16 protein-coding genes are annotated in these 15,607 nt (G+C 67.7%); 10 read left to right on the forward strand and 6 right to left on the reverse strand.

All coding sequences use genetic code 11. The features are described from left to right. Positions 1-19: 19 nt before the first annotated feature. The 3 genes from GY812_04445 to GY812_04455 are packed head-to-tail and all read right to left on the reverse strand — an operon-like array spanning position 20 to position 3,392. Positions 20-1,186 (reverse strand): amidohydrolase, encoded by a 1,167-nt coding sequence (locus GY812_04445; GenBank protein ID MCP4434736.1) that lies wholly within the window; start codon positions 1,184-1,186, stop codon positions 20-22. 8 nt (positions 1,187-1,194) lie between these two features. After that, positions 1,195-2,097, reverse strand: a complete 903-nt coding sequence (locus GY812_04450; GenBank protein MCP4434737.1) for an SDR family NAD(P)-dependent oxidoreductase — start codon at positions 2,095-2,097, stop codon at positions 1,195-1,197. Continuing rightward, on the reverse strand, positions 2,097-3,392 hold the full coding sequence (locus GY812_04455) for an amidohydrolase (GenBank protein ID MCP4434738.1): 1,296 nt from the start codon (positions 3,390-3,392) through the stop codon (positions 2,097-2,099). Before GY812_04455 ends, GY812_04450 begins: the two co-directional genes overlap by 1 nt. A gap of 196 nt (positions 3,393-3,588) precedes the next feature. Here GY812_04455 and GY812_04460 point away from each other — a divergent pair, with 196 nt between their 5' ends. The 5 genes from GY812_04460 to GY812_04480 all read left to right on the forward strand — a co-directional run bounded on the left by GY812_04460 (position 3,589) and on the right by GY812_04480 (position 8,551). Continuing rightward, complete coding sequence (locus GY812_04460; protein ID MCP4434739.1) at positions 3,589-4,275, forward strand: TetR family transcriptional regulator; 687 nt, start codon at positions 3,589-3,591, stop codon at positions 4,273-4,275. A gap of 97 nt (positions 4,276-4,372) precedes the next feature. Further along, positions 4,373-5,143, forward strand: a complete 771-nt coding sequence (locus tag GY812_04465; protein MCP4434740.1) for an acetoacetate decarboxylase family protein — start codon at positions 4,373-4,375, stop codon at positions 5,141-5,143. Positions 5,144-5,167: 24 nt separating this feature from the next. Beyond that, complete coding sequence (locus tag GY812_04470) at positions 5,168-5,644, forward strand: PaaI family thioesterase (GenBank protein ID MCP4434741.1); 477 nt, start codon at positions 5,168-5,170, stop codon at positions 5,642-5,644. A gap of 75 nt (positions 5,645-5,719) precedes the next feature. Further along, positions 5,720-6,775: a Rieske 2Fe-2S domain-containing protein gene (locus GY812_04475; GenBank protein ID MCP4434742.1), complete on the forward strand. Its 1,056-nt coding sequence runs from the start codon at positions 5,720-5,722 to the stop codon at positions 6,773-6,775. Between the two features lie 57 nt (positions 6,776-6,832). Then, positions 6,833-8,551, forward strand: a complete 1,719-nt coding sequence (locus GY812_04480; protein ID MCP4434743.1) for an acyl--CoA ligase — start codon at positions 6,833-6,835, stop codon at positions 8,549-8,551. Positions 8,552-8,696: 145 nt separating this feature from the next. Here GY812_04480 and GY812_04485 read toward each other — a convergent pair whose 3' ends face one another. The 3 genes from GY812_04485 to GY812_04495 are packed head-to-tail and all read right to left on the reverse strand — an operon-like array spanning position 8,697 to position 10,982. Then, positions 8,697-9,866 carry an acyl-CoA dehydrogenase gene (locus GY812_04485; protein ID MCP4434744.1) on the reverse strand — a complete coding sequence of 390 codons (1,170 nt, stop codon included), beginning with the start codon at positions 9,864-9,866 and terminating at the stop codon, positions 8,697-8,699. Positions 9,867-9,880: 14 nt separating this feature from the next. Next, entirely contained in the window at positions 9,881-10,207 is a 327-nt protein-coding gene (locus GY812_04490; protein ID MCP4434745.1) for a multidrug efflux SMR transporter, read from the reverse strand. A gap of 58 nt (positions 10,208-10,265) precedes the next feature. Continuing rightward, complete coding sequence (locus GY812_04495) at positions 10,266-10,982, reverse strand: sulfotransferase family protein (GenBank protein ID MCP4434746.1); 717 nt, start codon at positions 10,980-10,982, stop codon at positions 10,266-10,268. Between the two features lie 70 nt (positions 10,983-11,052). Between GY812_04495 and GY812_04500 the strand changes: the two genes are divergently transcribed. The 5 genes from GY812_04500 to GY812_04520 all read left to right on the forward strand — a co-directional run bounded on the left by GY812_04500 (position 11,053) and on the right by GY812_04520 (position 15,605). Beyond that, positions 11,053-11,745 carry a hypothetical protein gene (locus GY812_04500; GenBank protein MCP4434747.1) on the forward strand — a complete coding sequence of 231 codons (693 nt, stop codon included), beginning with the start codon at positions 11,053-11,055 and terminating at the stop codon, positions 11,743-11,745. A gap of 212 nt (positions 11,746-11,957) precedes the next feature. Continuing rightward, positions 11,958-12,971, forward strand: coding sequence for a hypothetical protein (locus GY812_04505; GenBank protein ID MCP4434748.1), 1,014 nt, complete (start codon positions 11,958-11,960; stop codon positions 12,969-12,971). A 25-nt stretch (positions 12,972-12,996) separates the two neighbouring features. Further along, entirely contained in the window at positions 12,997-13,815 is an 819-nt protein-coding gene (locus GY812_04510; GenBank protein MCP4434749.1) for a phytanoyl-CoA dioxygenase family protein, read from the forward strand. Continuing rightward, positions 13,812-14,792, forward strand: a complete 981-nt coding sequence (locus GY812_04515; GenBank protein ID MCP4434750.1) for a Gfo/Idh/MocA family oxidoreductase — start codon at positions 13,812-13,814, stop codon at positions 14,790-14,792. The genes GY812_04510 and GY812_04515 overlap by 4 nt, the downstream gene beginning before the upstream one ends. A gap of 33 nt (positions 14,793-14,825) precedes the next feature. Then, on the forward strand, positions 14,826-15,605 hold the full coding sequence (locus GY812_04520; GenBank protein ID MCP4434751.1) for a TIGR01458 family HAD-type hydrolase: 780 nt from the start codon (positions 14,826-14,828) through the stop codon (positions 15,603-15,605). Positions 15,606-15,607: the final 2 nt, after the last annotated feature.

The following is a 15,607-nucleotide window of genomic DNA, read 5'->3' on the forward strand; positions in this document are numbered from 1 at the left end:
TCCCCCGTGGGCCCGCCGCTCAGGAGACGTCGGCCGGCTGCAACGGCACGTCGAGGCCGTAGAGCTCCACGCAGTTGTCGCGCAGGATGCGCCGCATCTGGTGCCCGGTCAGCTTGGCGGTGTGCTCGCCCAGTAGTTCCTTGGACAGCGGCCAGGTCGAGTCGGAGTGCGGGAAGTCGTTGGCCCACATCAACTGGTTCTCGTCGATCAGGTCCAGCATCGAAAAGGCGGTCCAGTCGTCCTGGAAGGTCAGCTTGATGTTGTCGCGGAAGTACTCCGAGGGGAGCTTCGAGAGCTCCTGGGTCTTGTTCCAGAAACGGTGCCGCTTGTAGATGTGGTCCATCCGGTAGGCGTAGTGCGGCGCCCAGCCGGCGTCGGACTCCACGCCCACCACCTTGAGGTCGGGGAAGCGTTCGAACACGCCCGAGAAGATGAGCATCCCGATGATGTCCTGCACGGACCGCACCACGTTGAGCAGCGCGTTGATCTTCGGCCCGCGGTGCCCCGAGTAGGACTTGTTGGTGAGGATGTGGAAGCACAGCGGCAGGTCGAGTTCGACCGCCTTGGCCCACAGGCGGTCATAGGACGGGTCGTCGTAGTCGGCCGTGCCGGGCATGCCTGACATCATCACGCCCACGTGGCCGGCCTCGCCGATGGCCTCGAGTTCCTCGGCCCCACCTTCGGCATCCGCGACCGCAGCCTGCCCGCAACCGAAGAGTCGGTCGGGGGCGAACGAGCAGTAGTCGGCGAGCCAGCGGTTGTATGCCTCCATGCATGCCCGTCGGTACTCCAGGTCCTCGTGGCCGCACAACGGCATGCCGACGGTGGCGTAGAGGATCTCGGCGACCACGCCGTCGCGGGCCTGGTCGGCGAGTCGGGTCGACGGATCCCAGCCCGAGCGGTGCCAGTCCTCGAAGTCGCGGCCGCTGAAGGTCATCTCCGATGACTCCTCGCCGGCTGCTGCCACCAGGCCCATCGGCACCGACATGGCGTCCATGCCCGGGATCACGTACAGGTCGCCGCGCTTGTCGTCGTGCACGATGTGCGGAGCACGGTCACGGAACGCGGGGTCGATGTAGTTGGCGTAGCAGTCGGGCGGCTCGGTCACGTGCGAGTCGGCCGAGACATACCCGTAGCCGAGCTCTGCCGGCTCCAGCGCAGGAGCGCGCGTTTCAGTGGCGGTCATGGTCCCCCTCAGATCCCGATCTTGTGCGCCGGTGGAAGCTCGGAGCGTTCGATGGCGTCAGCACGGCGGTGCAGCAGCTCGGCTGTGTCGTCGAGGTCATGGGCGATGATGAACCTCCGCTCGATCGCGCCGTCGACTGCGAACTCGCCGAGCGCCGGCATGTCGGCCACCTTGGGCTCGTGGCCGGTCGCCGAGGCGATGCGGTCCTTCAGCTCCTCGAAGGTGAACGACTTGCGGCCGGTGCCCTCGCCCTTGCGCTGCAACTCGTCGGGGCGGTTGCGCGAGGCCGTGTAGAGGCCGGTGTCCATCAGCCCGCCGGAGGGATAGAACACCGACGCGTTGATCGGGACGCCTTCCTTGGCGAGGTTGAGCTGGAGTGCCTCGGTGAAGCACGACACAGCGGCCTTGGACGCCGCATACACCGATGCGGTGGCCACGGGTGCGAACCCGCCGTCGCCGGAGGAGGTCATGATCACCTGGCCGGGCTCGCCGGACTCGATCATGCGTGGCACGAACTCGCTCACGCCGATGGCCACGCCGAACACGTTCACGCCGAAGCACCAGCGCCAGTCATTCGGTTCCTGCTGCCATGGCAACCCGCCGCCACCGGAGGTGACCCCGGCGTTGAGGAACAGCAGGTTGCAGCGGCCGTGGTTGGAGAAGACATGCTCGGCGAGAGCCGCCGTCGACGCCTCATCGGACACGTCGGTGCGCACACCTTCGACCTTGCCCAGCTCGGAGAGCTCGGCCACGGTCGAATCGAGTGCGGACTGCTCGATGTCGGCGATCACCACGGTGGCGCCGCGCTTCAGCAGGGCTGTGGCGATCGAGTAACCCATGCCGCTGGCGCCGCCCGTGACCACGGCCACCGCGCCCGAGGGGTCGATGGGGGAGGGAACTGATTCGCTCATCAGGCGCTGTCTCCGGGCCAGGGGATCCCGTAGTCGTCGAACCACCAGCGCGCCTCGCGGATCGCGTTGGGCGGTGTGCGCAGGTCGGGGTCCTGGTTGAGCTGCTCGGGTGTGGGGCCGACCTTCTCGGCGATCCCCTCCAGCGCGGGCAGGTCGAGGTCGTAGCACTCGACTGCGTTGAGCCCGAGCATCAGGCGGGTGTCCTCGATGGAGATCTGTTGGAAGTCGGTCTCGAGGCGCTCCTTGGTGTGGGGCCAGGAGCCTTCGGGGTGCGGGTAGTCGGTGCCCCACATGAGGGCATCGATGCCGTTGACCCAGCGGCGGCGCAGTTCTTCCTTGCTCATGGTGGAGGCGCCGATGAACACGTTGGTGCCGATGTACTCAGAGGGCAGCCGCTTGATGATGCCCTTGGTGAGGGCGTTGAGCTTCTTGACCTTGGGGTTGGCGCCGAAGCTGGTGTCGGCCTTCCAGAGCAGGTCGCCCAACCAGTAGGAGCCACACTCGACCGGCACGTACTTGAGGTCGGGGAACTTGTCGAACTTCCCCGACAGCAGCAGCTGCCACAGCGTGCGGTGGGTCCAGAACGGCACCTCGAGCACGAACTGGGCGAGGTTGTCGTTGTAGGAGTCCCAGTCGCCCTCGCCGGAGTGGGTGTGCACGACGAGGCCGGCCTCGGCGCACGCGGCCCAGATCGGGTCGTACATGGGGTGGCCGTAGGACGGGTTTCCGTGCCACAGCGTCGGGATCATGATCCCCTTGATGCCGGGCTTGCCGGCGAGCCACTCGACTTCCTTGATGGACTCCTCGACCGAGTGCATGATCGGCACGAGAGCCACGCCGGCGCGGCGGGGCGGGTTGGTGGCGCAGAAGTCCACGAGCCAGCGGTTGTGCGCACGGGCGCCGGCGAACGCAAGGTCGGGGTTCTTGATCTGCCCGGCCGCAAGCCCGGCTCCGAACGGCGGTGACTCCTGGCCTGTGACGGCATCGCCGTCGGCGAAGATCACCTCGCCTGCGATCCCGTCGGCATCGAGTTCCTTGTCGCGGATCTCGGGGTCGTACGCGCCCTGGAGGCCCTCGGCGTTGGCGCTCTCCCACTTCTCGACGTACTCGCCGTTGGTCTCTTCCATCAGACGACGGTGGTCGTGGCGTTGCACCACCCACTCGTCGAACTGGGGATGGAACTTCGACTCGAGGTGGTCGCGGTATTCCTCCACCTGGAGTCCGGCGTGGGTGTCGGACGACACGATCACGTAGGGCTTGTTGGACGTGTCGACGCCCTCGGTCGGATTCGGCATTGCTTCCCCCGTTTGGATCTGGATGCCTGTTGCCCGATGGCGCCGGTGGGCGGGTCGAGCGATCTAGTCTCTATAACGCTGTTCAAGACCCTTGCACACTCTTGTACACCGTGCAAGACTTGCACACCGTTACAGAGAACGGCGGCGGGATCAACCCCCTGTTTGCCTGGTCGTGACAGATACGCCCATTTCACAGATGACAGCACCAGCAGCACCCACCGACACCGGCACAGCCACGAGCAGTGCAGACCGGGCGAAGACCACCCATGCGGGGCTGGGAGCCGACGATGTCGTGGAGGCGGCGCTGGCCATCGTGGAATCCGACGGCGGCGACGCCCTCACGATGCGGCGACTGGCATCCGACCTCGGCGTCACCACCACCACGATCTACTGGCACATCGGAAACCGCGATGAGTTGGTGCTGGCGCTGATCGGCAAGATGGCCGACCGCCTGGCCGATGCCGAAGTGACCGGCGACACCGCGCAGCAACGGGTCACCTCCGCGGCCACCAACATCTGGCGCAACGCGCTCGAACACCGCAACGTCACCGCCCTCGCGAGCCAGGTCGGCGCCACCACCTTGTTGGAGCTGCCACTCGAGGTGGCACTGCTGGCCGAACTGGAAGCGGCCGGCCTGCGCGGCCACGCAGCCCGTGACGCCATGCGCTCGATACTGATGTGCATCGCCGGGTTCCTGATCGGGGCGTGGCGCTCCGATGACCGCGTGCCCGAAGACCTGCGGGCCACTGCGCTTTGGGCCAAGGTCAGCGACGACCGCGTGAGCGCCGAGTCGACCTCGGCGATGGCCAATCCGGGCGACCTGGAGCCGGTCTGCGAGATGACACTCGCAGCGGTGGTCGCCGGGCTGGTGCCGGGCGACTGACAACGAAGAGATCTCGGGAGAGACGACGAAGGGTCCGGGAGGACGGACAACCAACGCCGCCGGGTGCAGCCCGGCGGAAGTACCAGGGGGAATGAACATGACAGATGCACCGATGACACGCCCGGGTGAGGTGATGGGCATACCCAAGCTCGTCATCAAGTACCCGACCGACATGGACCGCATCGCGGATCTGCTGCCACCTGGCATGACGCCGCACGGCGATCCGATCGTGCAGATCGGCATCTACTGCGTGCCCGTGCTCGGCGAGCCCGAGTTCGGCATCAGCACCAAGGTGCCGGCCACCTGGGGCGGACTGGACGGTCAGTACAGCCTCGGCATCGGCATCGACCAGGAAGCGGCCATCTTCGGCAGCCGAGAGACCAACGGCCAGCCCAAGTTCCCCTGCTCCATCAAGTACTTCCGGCTCGGCGACAAGGTCCAGGCCCGCGCCACGCACCAGGGCTACACGTTCGCCACCTACGAGGGCACCGTGTCGGGCGAGCGCGACGTCGACGGCCAGGAGGTCGAGGACAACGAGTGGTGGATCAAGGTATCCCGCGCCGTCGGGGGCGCGGAGAAGCAGTACGACTTCCCGCCCCACGTCGTGAGGGTTCGCACCGCCGGCATCGCGAAGTACGTCGAGACCCTCGATGGCGACTTCGCCCTGCACCACAGCCCTTGGGACCCGCAGGCCGAGCTGCTGCCCATCAAGGGCGAGGCAACCGCCGAGCTGGTGACCACCCAGCACACCGCCCGCGAGATCACGCTCGACGAGCCGCTCGACCCCGACGCCTTCTGGCCCTATGCCGACACCATCGGCGGGTCGCGGTTCCTCGGCGAGCGCGGCGCGCCGCCCGCGAGGCCCTGACGGCCGGATCCGGGGAGACCGCAGATGGCCGACGAGCCGGAGATCATCGATCCGATCCCGCTGCACGAGATGCTCGGGCTCGAGTTCGAGCGCCCGGAGTTCGGGGAGCGCACCGCCGACGTGTCCATGCCGGTGCGCCGGGAGGCCTTCGGGTTCACCGGCAACCTGCACGGTGGCGCGATCGCCACCCTCGTCGACCTCTCCTGTGCACTCGCGGCTGCCCAGTTCAGCGGCTTCGACCCGATGAAGGAGTCACTGGTCACCGCCGACATGCATGTCCGCTACCTGGGCCGGCCCAAAGCCGAGAAGGTCGTGGCGCGCTCCGAGGTGGTGAAGATCGGCAGCCAGCTGATCGTCGTGGAGTGCAAGGTGATTGGCGGCACCAACGACGACGGCGAGGACCACGTGATAGCGGTCGCCGACTTCTCCATGATGAAGGTGCCGGTGCGCAGGCCGCTGTCGCCCGACATCGTGGTCGAGCCCGGCGACCCGGAGTTGTAGGCAGGGTGCTGTGACATCCGCAGTATGGGAAACGAGAGGAATCCGCCGTACGGTACGGATTCGACAGGGGGAACGATGACCGACACAGATCCGAAGCCACCGACACGCTACGAGGACGTGATCCCGCAGCGCCTCGATGACCCGCTCATCGACCGGCGCGCCTCGCGCACCCGTGGATTGCCGCTGGCGATCGAGGAGCTGCCCTACGAGGTCGAGAACCGGCCCGAGCCGCCACCGGTACCCAACGGCTGGTACGCGCTGGCCGGATCGTCGGAGATCGAACCCGGTGAGGCGCTGTCGGCGATCGCGTGCGCCCGGGAGCTCGTGGTGTTCCGCGGCGCCGACAACGGAGAGGTCAGCGTGCTCGACGCACACTGCCCGCACCTCGGCGCCCACCTCGGCGGGGGCGAGATCAAGGGCGACACGATCGCCTGCCCCTACCACGGTTGGCAGTTCGAGGGGTCCGGCCGGTGCGTCGAGATCCCCTACAGCGACTCGCGGATCCCTTCCAAGGCCTGCGTGAAGAGCTACCCGTCACGCGAGATCAACGGGATGATCCTGTTCTGGTACCACGCAGGTGGGGCGGAGCCCAACTACGAGGTGCCGGAGATCCCGGAGCTCGACGACGCCGACTACGGCGAGCCGCACATCTTCGAAACCGAGTTCCACTCGGCGCTGCAGGACATGGCGGAGAACAACGTCGACTACACGCACTTCCACTTCGTGCACCGGCGCGCCGCCCTGGATGACTCGACCTCGAAGTTCACCACAGACGGTCCGTTCTCCAAGGTGGTCGAGGTGTTCGACGAGGAGGGCCTGATGCCCTTCACCCGGTGGACCTATGGCCCGGGCATCGCATACCTGCGGGTGCCCGACCTGATGACGGTTCTCACGGCCACAACCCCGATCGACCGACGCCACGTGCGGCTGCTCTGGCAGTTCTACCTGCCCTCTGCGATGGAATCGGTGGCCGACGACATCGTGGACGGCGTGACCGGGTCCTACGGGGTGACCGCGGATGTGCCCATCTGGCGCGACAAGGTGTTCCGCGACCAGCCGGTCCTGGTCAAGGGCGACGGTCCGGTGCACAAGTTCCGCAAGTGGTACGCCCAGTTCTACGAGGGCAACTGAGCCGACCCGACCAACTGCGGCGCCGTGGCGGCGACGCGCAATACAGTGCTGGGCCTCATGGCAGCAGAACCATCCCCGGGTCAGATCAGCTACGAGGAGGCACTCGCGCAGGTGACGGCGCCGGGCCAGCTCTTCGAGGTCGGCCCGATGGAAGTGGCGGGGCGCGAGATGCCGGGGTTCGTGAACGCTCCGCATACCCTCAAGGCGCTGTTCGACCTCGCCCGTGGCCATGGAGACAAGACCTTCCTCGTCTACGAGGACGAACGGTGGAGCTTCGATGAGACCTTCGCCCGCGTCGATGCGCTTGCTTCCGGCCTGGTCGAGAGGTTCGGGGTGGAGCCGGGTGACCGCGTGGCGATCGCCATGCGCAACCTGCCCGAGTGGGTTGTGTCATTCGCCGCGGTCACCTCGATCGGTGCGGTCTCGGTGTCGTTCAACGCGTGGTGGGTGACCGAGGAGATCGAGTACGCCCTTGACGACGCCGCGCCCAAGGTGGTGATCGCGGATGAACAGCGGGTCGAGCGCGCAGCCGCTGCTTGTGCCGACCGGGGTATCACACTGCTGGGAGTGCGCTGTGGCGCGCTGCCCGACGGTGTCGTCGCCTGGTCCGATGCTCTCGACGATGGCGCGCCGATGCCGGAGGTCGACCTGACAAGCGACATGGACGCCACGATCCTCTACACCTCCGGAACCACAGGGCACCCCAAGGGAGCGGTGTCGTCCAGCGGGGCGATCATGCAGGCGCTGGCCGGGTTCAGCTGCCGTGCGATGGCCGAGATCGCGCGGAAGGCCTCGACCCCGGCCGCAACCGATGACGGTGCAGACCGCCCGAAGCGGCGTCCGCCGGTGTTCATCCTCGTGGTGCCGCTGTTCCACGTGACCGGATGTGTGCCCGTGATGCTCGGATCGTTCCTCGGCGGCTACAGGCTCGTGATGATGCACCGCTGGGAGCCCCAGCGCGCACTGGAGCTCATCGAGCGCGAGCAGGTCACGCAGTTCGTGGGTGTGCCCACGCAGAGCTGGGACCTGCTGGAGTGTCCCGAGTTCGCCCGCTACGACACCTCGAGCCTCGAGAAGATCGGCGGGGGCGGTGCGCCGGCCCCGCCGAAGCTGGTGCGGCGCGTCGAGGACAGCTTCGCCAGCGGCGGGCCGACGATCGGCTACGGCATGACCGAGACCAATGCCTACGGCCCTCAGAACACGGGGGATGACTACCTGGCGCACCCCACATCGACTGGTCGGGGGACGCCGATCCTGTCGCTCGAGGTGCGCGATGTCGACGGCGGCGCGGTGCCGGCCGGTGAGCTCGGTGAGATCTGGATGGGTGGGCCGCACCTGATCCGCGGCTACTGGAACCGGCCCGAGGCGACGGCCGAGACGATCGTCGACGGGTGGTTGCGCACCGGCGACCTGGGCCGTCTCGACGACGACGGCTTCCTCTACATCGAGGATCGTGCCAAGGACATGGTGCTGCGCGGCGGAGAGAACGTGTACTGCGCCGAGGTGGAAGCAGCCGTCTACGAGCACCCGGCCGTCTACGAGGCAGCCGTGTACGGCCTGCCCCACGAGCGGCTGGGCGAGGAGGTGGTCGCGACCATCCGGCTCAAGGAAGGGGAGTCGCTCGACGGTCCGGGGCTGCGCTCCTGGCTGTCGGAGCACCTGGCGGCGTTCAAGATCCCGTCGCGCATGCGTTTCACCACCGAGGAGCTACCGCGCAACGCCTCGGGCAAGATGCTCAAGCGCCAGATGCGCGACGAGGACCTCGATTCGTACTGAGCCCCGGGCGCAGTCGGTGCTGGCTGACCCAATGGCGCATGGCCCGGTCCCTGGTTCGCATGGGTCCGCCCTCACCGCACCCATGGTGGGACCTCGTGTGGTCCGGGTCCGCACCAGCCACTGGCGGTGCGTTGAACGGCCGTGCTCAGACCATGTCGACGGGGCCGAGCTCCATGCCGAGCATGATGCGCCCCGCCAGCTCCGCGCTGCGGTCCCAGTCGAACACGACGTGGCCCTTGAGCACCTCGACGTCGCGCTGGATGCGCTGCAGCGGTGAGGATTCCGAATAGACGCTGGCTCCCGAGCCCTCGCACACCGTGGAGATCGCCGAGCGGGAGCTGGCCACCACCGCGGCAGACGCAAGCCTCGCGGCGCCGCGATGGTCGATCGTCGCGCCTTGCGCCGAAGATGCGGCAACCTCGAGTTCATCGACCGTGGAGCGCCAGTAGGCGGCCGCGGACCGTACCTCTGCAGTCGCCGCCGACAGCCTGACCCTCGCCGCCGGCTGGTCTGCCTGGCGGTCGCGGAGGGTGTAGGCCAGCACTCGCTCCCGCATGCGGGCCGAGAATATCTCCACGGCTGCCTCCGCCGCGCCCAGTGCAGAGGCGGATGCGACGAGACCGAGCACCGCCATCAGCGGCAGCGTGTCCATCGGGTCGTCGCCGATCCCGCAGTCGAGCATCCGGTCGCCGGGGATCGTGAACTCGCCAGCCACGTCGAGTCCGTCGACCACGACCCTGTTGCTGCCGGTGGCCCGCATGCCGGAGGTGAACCACACGTCCTCGACGGTCACCGAGTCGATGGGCAACATCGCGAACCGGGTCGCGAACCCACCCTCGGCCAGTGATGCCTCATCCACGGCGTGCACCATCACCCATTCCCCGTGGTTCACTCCCGTGGCCCAGTCCCAGCTGCCCTTGAGGCGGTAGCCGCCGTCGGTGCGGGTGAGCTTGCCCGTGGGGGCGAGCGGCGCCGGAATGAACGTGAATGGGCGGTCCGCGAACAACGCGGCCTGCGCCGGCTCCGGGAACCGGGTGACGAACCAGTTGTGCAACATCAGGAACGACACGGTCCACGCCGTGGCCGGGCAGCCGCGCGCAAGCGTCCGCGTGACCTCGCCCAGGGTCCTGAGGTCGAGCCCCATGCCTCCCCAGCGCGTCGGCGAGACGATCCCGAACAGCCCCGACTCCTCGACGGCTTCCATCACCGTCGGAGTCACGGTGCGGCTTGTCTCCGCATCCGCGGCTTCGGCGGCCAGCAACGGTGCCAACTTCCCAGCCCGCTTGATGGCCTCGCCGCTGTCGTATGTCTCCACGAGGGAGAACCTAATCAGGCCTGAAGCTCGGAGAATACGTTGATGACCACCACGCCGCCCACGATCATCAGCACGCCCACAACGGCTGCGGGGTCCAAGGACTGGTGGAACACCAGCCAGGAGATCAGCACGATCAGGGCAGTTCCTACTCCGGCCCAGATCGCGTAGGCGATACCGAGCTCGAGGGTCTGCACGGCCAGCGACAGCATGTAGAGCGAGAGGCCATAGGCGCCCAGCGAGATAACCGAGGGCCACAGCACCGAGAAGCCGTTGCTCTCCTTCAGCAACGACGTACCGATCACTTCGCTGATGATCGCAACGCCGAGGTAGATCCAGGCCATGGGAGCGACGCTAACGGCCACGTCGCAGCGGGCCGGGTTCTTCGCCGGCCCGGTGACGTCAGGTGGCGGTCACCCGCTGACCGGTTAGCCGGTCATAGACGGGCCGGGCTGCGGCGGCGGCGGTCCGCACCCGTTGGTCGGGCGGCGGGGGCGGCCCCTCGGGCAGGTCGGTGGGGGCCTGGAAGCCCGAACTGTCGGCCACACCCTTGTACCAGTCGCGCCAGTGCACCCACTGCGGCACCATGCCCGGCTCCCACGTGAGTGCCTCGGGGTCGAACCCGAGGCCGATCGCTTCGCACCAAGCCTCGATGATCCCAGCCGGGTCCGATGCGAGGTCGTCCGCCTCGATCACGGGGCCGGGCACGACATCGAACGCGCGTCCGAGTGCCTCGTAGCCCGCCTCGTCGTCGGTGAAGTCAGGCCACATGCGCCACAGCGACGACAAGGCCGCCAGCGGCTCGCGGGCTAGGTAGGAATTGGTGAACTGCCCGAGGAAGGTGGCCGAGATCGCGTCGGTCACGTGGTACGCCATGTCCTTGATGAACACGGGCCGCGTCTCGGCCGCTGCCAGTAGGTCTGCCAGCACCGCTTCGAGCCCGGCTCCCGGCTCGATCCCGTCGAAGCGGTCGCTGCGCCGCTCGGGCGAGAAGTAGTAGCGGGCGGAGAACGGTTCGTCGAACACCTCGTGGTCGCCGCGCTCGATCATCATCCTCTCGAAGGCTGTCGAGCGTGACCGTGGGGTCGTCCACAGCGCAATGATGCGATGGCGTGCCACGGTCCCACGCTACGGGACCGGCACCCGGCCGGATGGTTGACTGGCAGCACCGCCGATCGGGAGGTCCACCGTGTATGCAGTCGCCACATTCGTAATCGTCGCGGTCATCTCGATGCTGTTCACCCGCCTGGCGACGGGCGCCCTCATCGCAACCGGGCTACCTCCGGAGGTCGCAGCGTTCCAGGCGCGCTCGGCATTCACCGGCGCCGGTTTCACGACGGTCGAAGCGGAGAACGTCGTGAACCACACCGTGCGGCGACGTGTAATCGCGACCACCATGCTCGTCGGGAACCTCGGCACCCCGACCCTGATCGTGACCGTGTTGATCGGCCTGATCGGTCCGGGCCCGGCTGACACGACCGAGCGCCTCGTCGTGACCCTCGGTTCGCTGGTGGTGCTGCTGGTCCTGCTCAGTCTGCGCCCGGTCACGCGCTTCTTCGTGGGGATCGGCGAGCGCTACGCACAGCGGCGGTTGATGCCTGCGATCGGAACCGAACCGACGGAGCTGTTCGAGGTGGGGAATGGCTACGTAGTGGCGGAGGTGGGTGTTGCCGAGCACCCGGAGCTGGGCCCGCGCAGCCTGCGCGGGCTGGACGCAGCGCTCCCCGGGCTCAAGCTGCTGGGGGTACGACGGCGATCGGGCAAGGGTCTGCTCGTCGAACCCCCGGAGGACCTCGACCTCGGCGCCGGTGACTCACTGGTGGTGTTCGGCTCGAGGACACGGGTCGATGATCTGTCGGTCGGTCGGGCAACCCCGGACTGACGCCGGTCACGTGTCGCGGAAGGCGGCCATCGCCATGTCGGCGGCCGCATTGCCGGCGCCGCGCCCAGGGGTGGGGATATCCCTACGGCAACGTGATGTCGAAGCTGGGTCTCGATGAGGGGTCCCATGCCAACCGGCGGGTGCTGGCGGTGCTGCGCTGGCTCGAATCCGGTTGAGCCGGCTCGCGGCCACTCGTCGGTAGCGTGGTTGCCATGAGTGACGACCCACATTCCAGCGGCCTCGGGGGTTGGTCGACCGAGGCATCCACAGCGGTCCTTGCGGCCATGTGTGACGTGGCCGCACAGGACTCCCACGAGACCGACACGGCCGAGCGCCTCGTGGCGTCTGCCGCCGAGCACCTGTTCGGCGTCGACTTCGACCCGTCGGCGCATCCCGCCGGTTCGCCAGCGCAGCTCGCCGCGGTCCTTGCTTATGACGACCACCGCTTCTTCGCCGCCCAGATGCTCGTGCTGATGCCATACGCCGACACATCGGTGAGCGACGCGGAATCGGCGAGGGTGGCGGAGTACGCGGAGGCGATGGGTGTGCACCCGGACACGCTGGCGGACCTGCAGAAGGTGCGCGAGGGGCACATCAAGCGTTTGCTGATCGACTACTTCCGCCGCGCCGCGGCCGACGTGAAGATGCCGGGCGACACCCGCGGGATCGTGCGGCGCACCCTCGACGAGATCCACCAGTACGTCGGCGACCCCAAGATGACAGCCAAGTTCCTGCCGCTCGAGCAGTACCCGCAGGGCACTCTCGGGCGGACCTTCTTCGACTTCTACCGCGCCCGGGGCTTCTCGTTGCCGGGCGAGAAGCACAGCCTCGGCGACGAAGTGGTCACCCACGACTGCTGTCACATCCTCGGCGGGTTCAACACCGACGGTGCCGGAGAGATCAACGTGGCCGGCTTCGAGGCCGGCATGAAGCGCGACCAATTCGGCTGGGAGCTGATGATGGAGGTCATCGTGGACTTCCAGCTCGGAATCGACTTCGGCGTCGGGCTGGTGGGGTACGTCCCGAAGACCGGTGAGCTCGACCCGGACCTGGTGATGATCGGAGTCCGCCGCGGCCTCGAGTGCAACGTCGACATCATGGGTCCCGGATGGGAATTCTGGGACAACGCGGGGCGTCAGGTAACAGAGCTGCGCCACCAGTACGGCATAACCGGGGTCGACACGGTGCTGATGGACCCGCCCGACCATCCGGCCACCGCCGACTGAGCCGCCCCCAACTACGGTACGCCCGATGGAACGTGCCGCACCGCCGCTGCTGGATGGCAACCATCCGGTTCGCGACGCGGTGGTCGAGGAGTTCCGACGAGATGGCCATTGCATGGTGCCCGGGCTCGCCTCCGAGGCGGAGGTCGAGCAGTGGCGGCCCCTGATCGAACGCGTCGCCATGGAGGCTGCGTGGGACAAGCGGCCGCTCGAGGAACGTGACACCTACGGAAAGGCCTTCCTCCAGTCGCTCAACCTCTGGAAGGTCAACAGTGCCATCGCGCAGTTCAGCCTGGCGCCACGGTTCGCCTCGGTCGCCGCACAACTGTTGGGTGTGGATGCGGTTCGCATATACCACGACCAGGCCTTGCTGAAGGAGCCAGGTGGCGGACCCACGCCGTGGCACCAGGACCAGTACTACTGGCCGCTCGACACCGACCGATCGGTGACGATGTGGATGCCGCTGGTCGACCTGCCCTCCGAGGTCGGCTCGATGACGTTCGTATCGGGAAGTCACCTGGCGGGAGACCTGCGGGGTCGGGCCATCAGCGACGAGTCCGACGCCGAGTTCGCCGAGCTGGTCGACTCCCGTGGGCTGCCCACCGCCACCCATGGCGCGCTGGGGGCGGGTGACGCGACATTCCACGCCGGCTGGACGATCCACTCGGCCGGTGCGAACCCGAGCGAAGTGATGCGCACCGTGATGACCGTCATCTACGTCGCAGACGGAGCACGAGTGGCGACGGACCTGTCCGAAGCGCGCGAGTTGGATCGCATGCTGTGGCTCGGTGGCGCCGAGCCCGGCGAGCTCATCCAGAGCGAACTGAACCCGGTGGTGTGGCCGTGACGGTGCGGTGGGGAATCTGCGGCACGGGCCGCATCGCAACGAAGATGGTCGGTCAGCTCGCGCAGATCGGTGACGCCGAAGTCGTGGCGGTGGCCTCCCGTACGTCCGGACGTGCGCAGCACTTCGCTGATCGGCACGGCATCGACCGGGCACATGGCTCGTACGCAGCGTTGGCCGGCGACAACGAGATCGACGTCGTCTACGTGGCCACCACCCAGGAAGGGCACCACGACACGGTGGTCTGCCTGCTTCGCGCCGGGCACAACGTGCTCTGTGAGAAGCCCCTCGCTATGACCGAGGCGCAGGTCGTATCCATGACCGACGTCGCCCGCCTGGAGGGGCGCTTCCTGATGGAGGCGATGTGGGCCCGGTTCTCCGACGCTTGGGTGTTGGCGCGCGAGCTCGTGAGGCAGGGCCGCATCGGCGATGCGGTGCAGCTGCGCGCCGATCTGAGCGTCAACATCGCTGCGGAGGCCCGCGCCACACACCGGCTGTGGGACCCCGCCCGCGGTGGTGGTGCACTGATGGATGTGGGCATCTATCCCATCAACCTGTCGGCCTTCCTGTTCGGGGAACCCGACCGGGTCGACGCGGCGGGCGTGCTGGCCGAGCCCGGGCTCGACCGGCGCGTGACGGCACTGCTGGACCACCCCGGCGGTGAGGTGTCGGTGCTGACTGCGGCACTTGACCTCGACGGTGGCGCCGATGCGCGGATCTCAGGCACCGAGGGCAGCATCACACTGCAGGCGCGGATGCACGCCTCACCGGGCCTGGTGGTCGAGTCAGGCGGGGAGGTCCGAGCAATCGATCTCGACCTGCCCGGTCTGGGAATCCAGATTCCCGAAGTCCATCGCTGCCTCGCCGAGGGACTCCTCGAGTCGCCCGTGATGAGTTGGGACGAGAGCGCGGCGGTGCATCGCACCGCGGATCGGATCCGCGACCGAATCGGCTTGCGGTTCCCCGCGGATGAGTCATAGCCGGCAAGCCCGGCTGGTCGTAGCGTTGGTGGGGTGAAGTGCCGAGGCTTGCTGGTGGACATCGACGGCGTAGTCGTGACGTCGTGGGAGCCCATAGAGGGGTCCGTCGCGGCCCTGGCCCGTCTGCGCGCCGCCGGCATGCCGCTGCGTTTCGTCACCAACACCACCTCGCTCGGCGCAGCCGAGATCGTGGAGATGCTGCGTGGCATCGGTGTGGATCTCGAAGCCGGTGACCTGATCACCGCTGGTGTGGCCACCGCGAACCTGGTCAGGCGTGACCATCCGGGGGCGCGATGCCTCGTGCTCAACGACGGATCCATGGCGGATCTGACCGGGATCTCGACCGTTGACCCGGACGACTGGAGGCTCGCCGACGTTGTCGTGATCGGGTCGGGCGGGCACTCGTTCACCTGGGAGCACCTGAATGCGGCCCTTCGCGCACTGCAGAACGGGGCAGCGCTCGTGGCGATGCATGGCTCCGTGATCTGGAGCACGGCTTCCGGAGTCTGCCTGGACGCAGGTGCATACGCCGAGATGCTCGGCTTCGCGGCCGGCAACCAGGCAGTCGTGGTCGGCAAGCCGGCTCCGGAACTGTTCGTGAGCGCGTGCGAGTCGATGGGGGTGGTACCCGCCGAGGCGGTGATGGTCGGAGACGACCTGCACAGCGACGTACTGGCAGCCCAGCAGGTCGGGATCACCGGCGTGCTCGTGCACACCGGCAAGTTCCGGCCGGCCCAGCTCGCCGGTGCTCCGCCACCGGACCACCTGGTCGAATCCCTGGCCGGCGTCCCCGACCTGCTCGGAGTTGCCTGACG

The sequence above is a fragment of the Actinomycetes bacterium genome, from assembly GCA_024222295.1.
In the GTDB taxonomy this organism is placed as follows: domain Bacteria; phylum Actinomycetota; class Acidimicrobiia; order Acidimicrobiales; family Microtrichaceae; genus JAAEPF01.

Coding starts and splice junctions, on each gene's coding strand:
- GY812_04445 (MCP4434736.1), bottom strand. CDS start 1,186: ATGACCGCCACTGAAACGCGCGCTCCTGCGCTGGAGCCGGCAGAGCTC.
- GY812_04450 (MCP4434737.1), bottom strand. CDS start 2,097: ATGAGCGAATCAGTTCCCTCCCCCATCGACCCCTCGGGCGCGGTGGCC.
- GY812_04455 (MCP4434738.1), bottom strand. CDS start 3,392: ATGCCGAATCCGACCGAGGGCGTCGACACGTCCAACAAGCCCTACGTG.
- GY812_04460 (MCP4434739.1), top strand. CDS start 3,589: ATGACAGCACCAGCAGCACCCACCGACACCGGCACAGCCACGAGCAGT.
- GY812_04465 (MCP4434740.1), top strand. CDS start 4,373: ATGACAGATGCACCGATGACACGCCCGGGTGAGGTGATGGGCATACCC.
- GY812_04470 (MCP4434741.1), top strand. CDS start 5,168: ATGGCCGACGAGCCGGAGATCATCGATCCGATCCCGCTGCACGAGATG.
- GY812_04475 (MCP4434742.1), top strand. CDS start 5,720: ATGACCGACACAGATCCGAAGCCACCGACACGCTACGAGGACGTGATC.
- GY812_04480 (MCP4434743.1), top strand. CDS start 6,833: ATGGCAGCAGAACCATCCCCGGGTCAGATCAGCTACGAGGAGGCACTC.
- GY812_04490 (MCP4434745.1), bottom strand. CDS start 10,207: ATGGCCTGGATCTACCTCGGCGTTGCGATCATCAGCGAAGTGATCGGT.
- GY812_04505 (MCP4434748.1), top strand. CDS start 11,958: ATGAGTGACGACCCACATTCCAGCGGCCTCGGGGGTTGGTCGACCGAG.
- GY812_04510 (MCP4434749.1), top strand. CDS start 12,997: ATGGAACGTGCCGCACCGCCGCTGCTGGATGGCAACCATCCGGTTCGC.